Origin of the sequence: Aeromicrobium sp., assembly GCF_014378035.1 — a bacterium.
In the GTDB taxonomy this organism is placed as follows: Bacteria; Actinomycetota; Actinomycetes; order Propionibacteriales; family Nocardioidaceae; genus Aeromicrobium.
The window spans coordinates 1-10,727 of sequence record NZ_JACMOM010000066.1 but is presented as its reverse complement, the minus strand read 5'-3'; the positions used below and the strand labels follow the sequence as shown (position 1 = coordinate 10,727).

Annotated in this window: 8 protein-coding genes; 4 read left to right on the top strand and 4 right to left on the bottom strand. The window is 63.4% G+C overall.

Annotated elements, in window-relative coordinates; translation table 11 throughout:
- Positions 1-145 precede the first annotated feature (145 nt).
- The 4 genes from H7290_RS03625 (at position 146) to H7290_RS03610 (ending at position 6,539) form a co-directional block, all read left to right on the top strand.
- Complete coding sequence (locus H7290_RS03625) at positions 146-514, top strand: hypothetical protein (RefSeq protein ID WP_290512654.1); 369 nt, start codon at positions 146-148, stop codon at positions 512-514.
- Positions 515-796: 282 nt separating this feature from the next.
- A complete protein-coding gene (locus H7290_RS03620; protein WP_290512653.1) occupies positions 797-2,686 on the top strand; it encodes a DUF262 domain-containing protein in 1,890 nt (629 codons plus the stop codon).
- Positions 2,686-5,457 carry a Z1 domain-containing protein gene (locus H7290_RS03615; protein ID WP_290512652.1) on the top strand — a complete coding sequence of 924 codons (2,772 nt, stop codon included), beginning with the start codon at positions 2,686-2,688 and terminating at the stop codon, positions 5,455-5,457. Before H7290_RS03620 ends, H7290_RS03615 begins: the two co-directional genes overlap by 1 nt.
- 5 nt (positions 5,458-5,462) lie before the next feature.
- Positions 5,463-6,539, top strand: a complete 1,077-nt coding sequence (locus H7290_RS03610) for a PD-(D/E)XK motif protein (RefSeq protein WP_290512651.1) — start codon at positions 5,463-5,465, stop codon at positions 6,537-6,539.
- Positions 6,540-6,617: 78 nt separating this feature from the next.
- Here H7290_RS03610 and H7290_RS03605 read toward each other — a convergent pair whose 3' ends face one another.
- The 4 genes from H7290_RS03605 to H7290_RS03590 are packed head-to-tail and all read right to left on the bottom strand — an operon-like array spanning position 6,618 to position 10,260.
- Positions 6,618-6,944 carry a hypothetical protein gene (locus tag H7290_RS03605; protein WP_290512650.1) on the bottom strand — a complete coding sequence of 109 codons (327 nt, stop codon included), beginning with the start codon at positions 6,942-6,944 and terminating at the stop codon, positions 6,618-6,620.
- A gap of 21 nt (positions 6,945-6,965) precedes the next feature.
- Positions 6,966-7,850, bottom strand: coding sequence for a hypothetical protein (locus H7290_RS03600; protein WP_290512649.1), 885 nt, complete (start codon positions 7,848-7,850; stop codon positions 6,966-6,968).
- Positions 7,847-8,926, bottom strand: coding sequence for a hypothetical protein (locus tag H7290_RS03595; protein WP_290512648.1), 1,080 nt, complete (start codon positions 8,924-8,926; stop codon positions 7,847-7,849). The genes H7290_RS03600 and H7290_RS03595 overlap by 4 nt, the downstream gene beginning before the upstream one ends.
- 8 nt (positions 8,927-8,934) lie before the next feature.
- Positions 8,935-10,260 (bottom strand): DNA cytosine methyltransferase, encoded by a 1,326-nt coding sequence (locus H7290_RS03590; RefSeq protein ID WP_290512647.1) that lies wholly within the window; start codon positions 10,258-10,260, stop codon positions 8,935-8,937.
- Positions 10,261-10,727: the final 467 nt, after the last annotated feature.

The following is a 10,727-nucleotide window of genomic DNA, read 5'->3' as shown; positions in this document are numbered from 1 at the left end:
TCAGTGATTTCCTGAAAACGGTCACGGAAACATTGCGAATGCCTGATTCTCATGACAGGCTATTGCAATCGCTGCGGGCCACCACGGAGAAGCGACTTTCCAGTTGTTGGGGCCGGTTTATCCGGGCTTCGTTTGCCCTATCGTTGTGGAGGCGGATCTGATGATCGGGGATATCGCAGCCATTGCGACTGCCGTCGGTGTGGCGATAGTGCTGGTCCAGATCGAGGCGCAGCGCCGCCAGCGTCGTGCGCAGTTCGAGGAGGACTTCACCAAGCGATACTGGACAATCCTCGACGGACTGAGCCTGGCGGTGCAGCGAGGGGCGGACACGGCCACCGATGCTGATCGGGTGCAGGCACACGCTTACTTCAGGCTCTCAGATGAGCAAATCTTTCAGTCACTGAAGAGCGGCGTGTCAGCCGGCATGCTTGGATCATGTGGGCCAGTGGCATTAGGGTCACAATGGAGCGTGCGCCATTTCTTCAGGAATGGAAGGAGCTGGATGAGGAAATGAAACATATCCACTTTGGTGATTTTTTGTGCTTCCTGGCGTCATCCGACCCAAGCCGCGTCCAATACCGGTCCTGGACGGGGTGGGTCCGCACCCGAGATTCTCGGGCATAGCGAAGACTGTCCGCCTTTTCGGTTCGGTGTGAAAAGTGGCTTGTCTGGTGCCGGCGAGTGACGCCTGGCCAGTCCGAAAAATTACGGACTGTGCGGATCAGAGCCCATATGCGTTACGTTGATCCCACGTTCGTTCACCACGAAGAACGTCGCGCCCCCGAGGAGACAATTGTTGTCCGAGATCCAGCCCGAGCCCGCCATCGACGAGGTCCTGACGCAGTTGCAGCAGGACGTGGCGGAGCGACTCGCCACCCTTTCACTCGCGGCCGAGTACCCAAACGGAGTTTCAGCTGTGGACCTCTTCGAGGCCGAAGATGTCGACTTTGGTTCGGGCTCGTGGCGTGAGCGCCTGCTGTCGGTCGAGGGCTGGCTCAACATGGGCGTGCCGCTCGTTAGATCCAGTCCAGAGGCGTTCGTCGACTCCCTGAGCGACGCGCTCGGACTGGCTACTACCTCGCTAGGCGGCGTTTCCACTGCAGGGCTGCTTGAGAAACTGCACGTACACGCAGACACTGCGGTGCACGCCCAACGGAACTTCATCGAGGAGATGGAGCGCGAGGACTCCACGCCCGAGGCGGCGACGGCCCGGTGGCGGGCCGCATGGGACGACAACACGGACGATGAAGAAGAGCAGTCTTCTGAGCCGGTGAACGCGGCCGCCGATACCTGGAGGGTCAAAGAGTTCGTCGACCTGGCTAGAGAGGGCGACATCAACCTCGCGCCGTCCTACCAGCGCAGCGATGTCTGGTCCCTTAGCGCGCGGCAGATGCTCATCGAGTCGATCCTGCGGGGTATCCCGCTGCCCTCGATCATCTTGCTGAACGATCAGGACAGAGGCGCGTCAAGTCCCTACGACGTTGTCGACGGCCGTCAGCGCCTCACCTCCATCTTTCGGTTCATTGGTGCCCACCCGACCGCGCTGACGAAGGTGGACGAGGTGGACAAGGAGAATCCAGACCTCGGCCTCAAGAATTTGTTCAGGACGGACTACCCGAAGTTTAAGCGGGCCTGGAGGTCGCTGTATGGCTCGCTCAGCGCCAAGGACGAGGAGAAGTACTACTTCCCGTTCAAGCTGCGCACCGGCGACCACGTTATGCAGGGTCCACTCGAGGCTCTTCGCGGCAAGTACTACTCCCAGATCCAGAAGAACGAGGTCCGGACCGCTGGAGGGACGGAGCCGATCCGCAAGATCTTCGAGAGCGCGAGCCAGTACAAGGTGCCAGTGATCGTGTACACAAAGGCCACGCCGAAGCAGATCCACGAGGTTTTCAACCTGTACAACAAGCAGGGGGTCCACCTAAACGCCGAGGAGATCCGCAACGCGATCTTCCACGAGCTCGAGATCACCCGGGCGATCCTCTTGGCCTCCGGTGACTTCACGCCCGTTGAGGGCCAGAAGAGCATCGCGCCCAGCCTCGACGGGATCACCAGCGAGATCAGCGCCCTACACGAGGCACTCGAGAGCTATCACCTCACCACCGCCCGATACCGCAGCTCCAAGATCGTCTCCTGGGTCATCGCCACGCTTTTGCACTCCCCGGACGCCCCGTCTCACGCGAGGCTGCCGCGCTACGGCTCCACCTCGAAGCACCTCGATTCCCTCCTACAGCGGGTGCAGAGCGGCGGATACCTGCAGCTGCAGAGTGCCGACGCGCTGACAGACCTCTTTACGACCTTGGCTGCCGCCGCCGAGGTGCACTCCTCGGTACAAGGTGAAGTCTGGACAGAAGAGTTCAAGCAGGGTGCAAAGTGGCTCGACCTCGAGCTGGTCGGGAGCCTGGTCGGCGTGCTTGCCGCCGCGGTGATGCTCGGCGACGACCTCGCCGACGCCATGGAAAACTCGTCCGACAGGCTCAGTCTCGTTATGTCCTCCTGGAAGCGACCGGCCAACGCACAGTCGGCCAGCCAGTGGGTCTACGTGGCGACGATTGCCCGAGGCACTGTCATCGCTCTCGGCGTCGACCCCGCACAGGCTCACGCGGCCGTGGCGAAGAGGTTCGGGGTTTCCGGCCTGCAGTCACTGTTCTCCCTCGCTGGCAGCGACACCTCGCCATCTTCCTGATGACGTCCGAGACTCTCTACGAGCACCCGCACGAGCCAACTCCCCCGAACGGGGGCTCGGGCGACGCGCCCCACTCCTGGTGGGCTACTTACCATGACGGGCTAAGCCGCCTCACGCCGATCTCGCGCGACGTCATCGACGCCGACTGCACCTTTATCGTTGACCACGGAGTGCACGGTGTAGCGGCCAGCCAGGCGGGCGTTTGGCCCAAGGAACGCGTTCGCCGGGGGCTTGTCATGGGCGCCGTCCAGTCAGGCAAGACGGCCTCCATGTTCGGAGTCGCGGCCAAGTCGCTGGATGCAGGCGTCGACGTTCTCGTCGTCCTCTCCGGAACCCGGCTGTCTCTCTGGCGTCAGACCCTGGACCGCTTTCAGTCCGAGCTTGACCTGCCACTCCCTCGCACTGCTCGCGAGCGGGCGCGGATCCTTCTACCCGTCCCTGACCAGGTCGGTGTGGGCAAGGTCAGCCGGATGTACGAGGTCCCGCCTGCACGCGTGCGTAGTGCCCGCAGGAGGCACTCCCCACTTGTCTTCTTTGCCCTCAAGCAGACGGATCACCTCCAGGCACTCGCGATGAGCCTGCGGACGAACGTCTTCCCCCAGATGGTGGGCACCGACTTCCAGATGCTCGTTCTCGACGACGAAGCCGACGACGGGTCCGTCCTCGACGCCGCGGTCGAGGCGAGCGAGGACCCGTTGTACGGCAACCTCAAGCAGATCCCTCGCTCCATCGCGCGGCTGTGGCGGCCGACGGAGAACACCGGTGGCTTGCACACGACGTACCTCGCGTACACCGCGACGCCGCAGGCTAACTTTCTGCAGGACCACCACAACCCACTGTCGCCCCGCGATTTCGTGATGAGTCTGCGTACGCCTGCGGACATCGGCGAACTCACACCGCGCAGCAGCACCTATCGCGAGCCCCAGGGGCTACCCCTGATGTATACCGGCGGCGAAGCCTTTTACCGGCGTGGCGCGGCAGCCAACCTGTGTCTGCCGACTGACGGCGACATCTCCCAGGAGCTCATCCGAGGGCTCCGAGCATTCCTCGTCGCCGGTGCCGTGCGCTTCCTCGCCCAGACCGGTAAGCCGGGCCCGAGCAAAGCGCGTGCCCTCAGATTCTCGTCGAGGGAGGCAGCGGCAAGTGCATGTCCCAAGCCGCACGGCATGCTCATCCACCCCTCGGCCGCGATCGCCGACCAAAAGCAGGCAGCGCTCGACCTACTCGCTTGGGGGGGCGGGCGAACGCCGGCCGAAGCCGAGGAGCTCCTCACGTCCGGCCGTGGCGCTCTGCCGCACACCGTGGCTCAGGACCTCGCAGACAACGAGGCGGAGTGGCGGGCCTGGCTCGACGATTTCGGCTCGTCGGCACAGGCTCTCGCCCTGGAGTTCGCGCAACCAACGCCAGCGGTCCTACCCGCCTGGGAGGACGTGCGTCAGGCGCTCCTCGTCGAGCTCATCCCAGGTACTCGAGTGTCAGTCGTAAACAGCCACCCGGACACTGACGACCGTCCCGAGTACGAGCCGGAGGATGAGGACGGCAGTTGGCGGGCCCCCCGCGACCTTTGCACGATCTTCGTATCCGGAAACGTGATGTCGCGCGGAATCACCCTCGAGGGTCTCACCACGACCCTGTTCCTCCGGGGAGCCAACCAGCCTCTCGCCGACACCCAAATGCAGATGCAGCGGTGGTTCGGCTTCCGCGGTGAGTACCTCCACCTGTGTCGGCTGCTGGCCCCTGTCGCCCAACTCAAGCTGCTGGCCTCCTACCACGACACCGACGAGGCGCTCCGTCGGTTCGTCATAGAGAAGATGAACCACCCGGAGGACAGCGAGTCGGCACTGCAGGTGCTGCACGGCGGAGACTTCCTCGCTACTGGCAAGATCGCGAACCTCGGCAAGTTCCCCCTCGTCCCAGGGCCAGCACCGTTCGTTCGTCTTACCAACGCTCACGTCGACGTCGACCCCAACTTGAGTCGGGTGGCAGCCGCATTCCCACCGGGAACCTCGGTCGACCTGGTGCACCCGGAAACGACCCGCGGGCGGATCGGACAGGAGCCCATATCGCTGCTCGACGCTGCTGACCTGCTCGACTCGCTGACCTACACGGACTACCACCCCGGCACCTCGTCACGAATCTGGCGGATGTGGGACAACTTGCACTCGAGGGTCGGCGCCCACTCGCCGGACTCCGTTCCCCCTCGCTTCTACACACCTCCTGAAGTCTCCTCAGGGCTGATGCCCTCGGCGGAGCGCGCGGACTGTCCCTATGCGATCGCGGCCTACCTCCGCTTGTGGGACGCGTGCTTGACACGGCACGTGCGAGGGCTTTTCTCGACCGATCGGACTGCCGCGCGCTGGTCCATGACCGATCTGGCATCCAAGCGACAGCAGCAGCCGCGCTTCTGGATTGGGATCAGGTACGGCGCCGGGCCAACCGCGGAAGTGGGGCCTCTCGCAGAACTGGATTTCACTATCAAGTCCACCTCGCGAGAGGTCGTTGACGGTCAGCTGAACAACGCGTGGGGTAGCCGCGACCCTGATGCCGGCCCGCAGGGGTATCGCGGTGACGACTTCTTCGACTTTTACCACCGCGGCGAGGAGGTCCCTCCAGGCGGTGACTGGCGCCTACCCGGCACGGATGGTCAGATTCTCTTCTTCGTGAACCAGGGCGAGGGCCAGACATCTCCCTCCGTCGCGTTTGGCGTATGCATCCCGTCAGGGGGTCCCGACCAGATCGCAGCGTTGACGAACACACTCGAAGGGTCTTGACCTCCATGACTTACGAGATCGCGCTCGAAACACTCGTCTCGCTGAAGCCCTCCTCGTCCGATGAGGTGCGGGACGTGACGTGGTTGGGCACGAGCCAGACGGTTGGCGTATCGCGCACATCCAAAGGGGGCATCGAGATCTTCCTGGCCGGGGCCCCACTCCACTCGATCTACCCGAGTCTGGCGAGAAGCCTGGTGCACGGGCCGTGGCACCGGTCCGGTGGACAGCCGCCGGTCGAGGCCAACCGGCTGCAGTTGCCCTCCGCTGGACACTTCGCCCAAGTGGCCGCACTCATCTGCACCGAACTGCTTCGGAACGGTGCCGACGACGATCTGCCAAGGGCATTCCAGAGGTCTGAGGCACTCATCAACCACTCCGTTGAGGGACTCAGCATGAACGCCCAGGCCCTCGTTGGGCTCAAGGGCGAGCTCGTTCTCCTCCAGGCCCTGCTTCAGAGCCCCAGCTCTCATGACGTCACTCAGCTGATCGGCACCTGGCACGGTTGGCGTCGGTCGACTCGTGACTTCGCACTCGGACCCACCGGGGTGGAGGTCAAAACAACAACAGAACCTACCGTCACCCACAAGATCCAGGGCATCCACCAGGTGGAGGTCAGCACTCCGCCCGGTGATGAGGAGCGGCTGCTACTGGTCAGCGTCGGAATCGAGCGCACAACGCCGGACAACGCCAGTGCATTTACGCTCCCCCGCACCGTAGACACGATCCTGGACCGCGTCCGCCACCTTTTGCCGCCAGCCGAGGCTGACAAAGTCTGCACCGAGTTCCTCGTCCACTTGCAGGACTACGGGTCCGAGTACGGGATCAGCTACGACCACACCACCATGCACGAGGACCCGTCGTTTGCCCAGCCGTTCGCTCTCCAGTGGGTTCGGGCCTACGACATGGGTGACCCGGCGGTCAAGGTGCTCAGGTCGTCGACCGTCTCCACATTCGTCCACGTGGAACCCGGTTCGGTGAGCTACTCCGTACAACTCCCACCTCAGATCGCGGGTGACACGAACCCCGTGAACGGGTTGGCGGCCGTCGCCGCAGCCATCCTCGACGGACCTGGACCGGGCTAGAGGCCCTGCGCGCCGGAGCCGTGTTGTGCTCGTGAATCTTTGCTGCTGAGGGCTCAGGGGACCGGAGGGCCGTTTTCCTTAAGTATCAAGAGCCGTCGTTTCGTGGCTAAAGTCGCTGTCACCCATCAGAATCACTACTGACTGCCAGACTAGGTCAAGCCCAATCCTGGTGACAGTTCCCCCGCTGGATTCGCAGGTGACGACACTCCACTGCAGATCAGCGGCCTGGACGATCTGGTGGGCGAGATTTGGCTTGGTGAGTTTGTCGGGCTCAATTGCCAAGCCTAGTTCTTCCACGATCATCTCGAAGATGCGTTTCGGTTCGGTACTCCCACTGGACATGCGAGGCGGTTCCACGCCAAGCCTGTCGGCAATCTGACCCACCATCTGCTCTTTTGTCGGCACGCGCGCATCGTCCCACAGCAGCTAACCGGCGAGTCGCATTTCGCTCAGTTCGCGTTCAAGCCAGCCTTCGAGGAGTCTGTGCTCAGACCACCCGCTCAGGTCCTCCTCGGCGAGGAGTTCACAGAGCCGGAAGCGGTCGATGACCACGTCGACCGTGAAGTTGGCTTCTTCCCAGGCTTCAACTGTTTGGCCAAGTGTGAATGGGATTACCAGCGCTGTGAACGGGTCCCGGCGCAGCGAAATCCAGGTCCGCCAGCGTGCAAGAACGATGTCCGAGCCCTTGCTCTCGTAGGCGGTTTGCAGGGTGCACTGGGCAAACAGCACCGGGAAGCCCATCCGCCCGTCGGCGAAGGGTCGCCAGGCGACGGCGTCGACACCACCGTCTTGTTCATTGCTGCTGGCCTTGCCCGGACCGACGCTGTGGCCCATCTGCGACGCCAGCCACTGCAAGGCATCCGAGAACGTCGACGGCCTAGACGGTTCTGGTGGCGTGCCGAAGCGTAGGGCCTTCGTCCCGGGACCGAAGATCGTGCCCAGCCCCACGACCGTAAGTTGCTCGAAGAGTCGGACGACTGTGTTCCAGTCCTTGCTCTGCCGAAACGGTGCCTCGTCCAAACTGCACGCCAGCATGAAGTCATATGCCCTATTTGCGCGGACGTGCCGGCGTACACCGGACCCACTTACCTCGTAGGGGTAGAGAGGACCACCAATTCTCTCGCGTCGCCGGATCTCCGCCAGCGCTAGGGACATCGACGCTTCATCGTCGTTGCCGTCAGCCGCCAGGCGGCGCCGGATCGACGCCTTGGCGAACATGCCGCGCCCCTCAATCGCCATCGTCGCCTCGATCCAGTCAGCGATCGACCCGACATCGCGCCTCGCCGGGGGGCGCAGGATGCTCTCGTTCATCGGGCCGCGGTGGCCTTGATGTCGGTCAGGGCCTCGTCGCAGTCCTCAATGAGCGCTGTCAGTTCCTCATCGGTCACTTCAAGTTCAGCCAGTAACTCGGCAACGGCTCGAAGCCCAGTTCGCGCGGTCGTCAGCCTGTTGAGGATCTTCCGGCGGACGTCCTCAAAGCCGTCGGCAGTTGCCTCAGCAGCTGTCTTGAGGTCACCCTGAGATCGCAGCGACGTGACACCGCCCGGGTTAGTCAGAACCCGCGCCAGCAGCCCCAGGTCCCGCGACTCGGCGATGACCCGGCCTTGGCCGCCCTCGTCACCGTAGATCCAGATAAGCAACTCGCCGAGTTCGTCTCTCTTGTCCTCCGGCACCGGGTGAACTCCAGGCTGCACTTGCCCGGGATCGGGCGCCCCAATGAAGGTGCGCAGCGCGCGGTGGCCCATGGCCGACGTGAAGACACCAAACTGCTCCTCAACCCGGTCGGTGTCGAGGTCGTGGGCGTCACGCGCCTGCTTGAGGATTGAGTAGTTTCGATAGTTGCTTGCGACGTCGCCCCGCTTCTCGCCCACGAGCGCTGCCACCTCGGCGAACGGCAGTCCTTCGTCGTCCACCAGCGCCGCGATGAAACGGGCCTTGGCGAAGGGTTCCCACTGCATAATGCCGGAGATGTGCCGAAAGCCGATGATCGGCGCGACGGTCTTGCGGTTCGCGACGACCAGCACCGGCACCTCGTCTGGCACCGAGTACTTGGCCTTGGCGTCTGCGGCAGCCACCGCCCATAGTGAGGGCGACTCCAACTCGGGGCGAATCTGGGCATCAGTGAGCCCGAGCAGCGCCGTCAGTCGGCGGTTGCCCTCCACAACGACAAAGGCGTCGCCGTCTGGCACCGCGATCAGCGGCTCGGATTCGAAGTAGCCGTGCTCGGCGATCGAGACGGCCACGCTCAGGGGGTCATACGCCTCCGAGATGTATATGGCGAGATCCCGCTGAGAGCCGCCCTGTACGTCCTCTGGCAGGCGAGGGTTCAACGGATCTAGCCGCAGCTTCTCCAATGGCAATCGGTTGATCTTGCCGCTCTCAGCCATCGTGACTCCTAGGACGCAGTCACGGGCGCCAGATCGGGCAGTTGCACCGACGGCCATCCGACCTCACTGGCATCGAACAACGCACGTGCGACATGTTTGACGACACCGACGTTCACGGCATTACCCATTTGCTTGTAACTTACGGCGTCCTTCTCGTGAAGCAAGAAGCCGTCGGGCAGGCCTTGGAGCCTTGCCGCCTCGCGCGGCGTGATCCTGCGACGCTTCGATCCAATGATCGACGTCTGGTTGATCGCGACCAGCGCTGGCAGGTAGGTCGGTGCCTTGACGCGTAACCCGCTGGGGCGCAGGTGCATCACAGTTTTCCAGAGATCCGGTGTAGCGGTCTTTCCGGCCTGCCATTCGAACTTCTGGCGGGAGTCCGGGAAGTCATCGACACCGTGGTCTTGCTTCCACGCGTCGATCCAGCGGTTACGCCGGTACAGCGCGGCGTTCTTCTCCAGGAAGTTAACCTTCCAAGGTGGCGTCCAGCTGAAGACGCGCGCCTTGGTTCTGAACTCGGCAGCCCAGATCGGGTGGCCCGGCAGCGGCTCCTTCGCGGCCAAACGCTTCACGAAATCGTCCCAGGCCTCGATCCACTGCAATTCGTTCGGCCGGAGGGCGTAGCGGCTCGGGTGCTCGATCTCAGCGTCGTCTTGCAGCCAGTCCTCAATATTCCATTTACGAGGGTGCCAGTTCGGGACTGGGCCCCGCTCCACGAGCGGCTGGACGTCCATCCAGGCGAGGTCTTCGTCGCCGATGTACTCAGCGAGGATGAAGACGCGCTCGCGGATCTGAGGACGACCGTCATGGGCCTCGTCCAGGAAGTGCGGACTGAAGACCGTCGGCTTGTCGGGCACGCGGTAGCCGAGCTTCCTGAGATTCAGGATAATCGTGTCCCACGTGGCCTTCTGGCGCGGTCCGGCCAGATTGCGGACGTTCTCTAGGATGACGAAGCGCGGCCGACGGGCCTCAATGATCTTCAGGATATTAAAGAAGAGCGTTCCGCGGGTCTCCTCCATGCCTCGCTGGAAGCCAGACTTGCTGAATGGCTGACAAGGAAACCCAGCGCAGAGAACGTCGTGCTCCGGAACGAGGATCTTGGCACCCTCAGTAAGCGGTCGGATGTCGCCCGCAGGCTCCATGCCGTAGTTGGCTCGGTAGACCGTCCGCGCGTCGCGGTCGATTTCGGAGGCAAAGACGCACTCGCCGCCTAGGTCAGTCATGGCCTGATGGAACCCACCGACGCCCGCGAACAGGTCGATGAACCGCCAAGCCGGAGCGTGGCTGGCCTCTGGGGCGGCCTGCAGTGTCTTGATGATCTTTGGGCCGCTCATGAATCAGGAGCCTACCGACTGGCTGCGACAGATCATCCATCTGGCGTCAGACGCGCACGAGCCGTGGTGGTTGGTGAGGCAACGTGTACTTCGCCGACCGGAGTCGAACGTGGCCGCGAACTTGGCCAGCATTTCCGGGGCGTGTGAGCCGACGAGCTTCACGTTCCATTCCAGACCACCGAGTGAACGGCCTTTCCTGCGCGCTCCCGAAGCGGTGCGGTCGGGCGGGAGGGATTGCGTCGCGCCACGAAACGGCACCACATCGACCGGCTTGCCCGCGGCCTCGTCAAGAACCCACTGGGGCACCCGACCGGTCCGTGAGCTGGGGATGCTGGGGAAGTACGGGTCGTGCCCCATCGTCTCCTCGTCACTGTGGCCGCCGAAATCCTAGGGGGAATAGGCCAGTGACGAGCGACAGAACCCGTGACCGGATCAGCCTGGCGCCGCTCGTGACCATCACTGCCAGC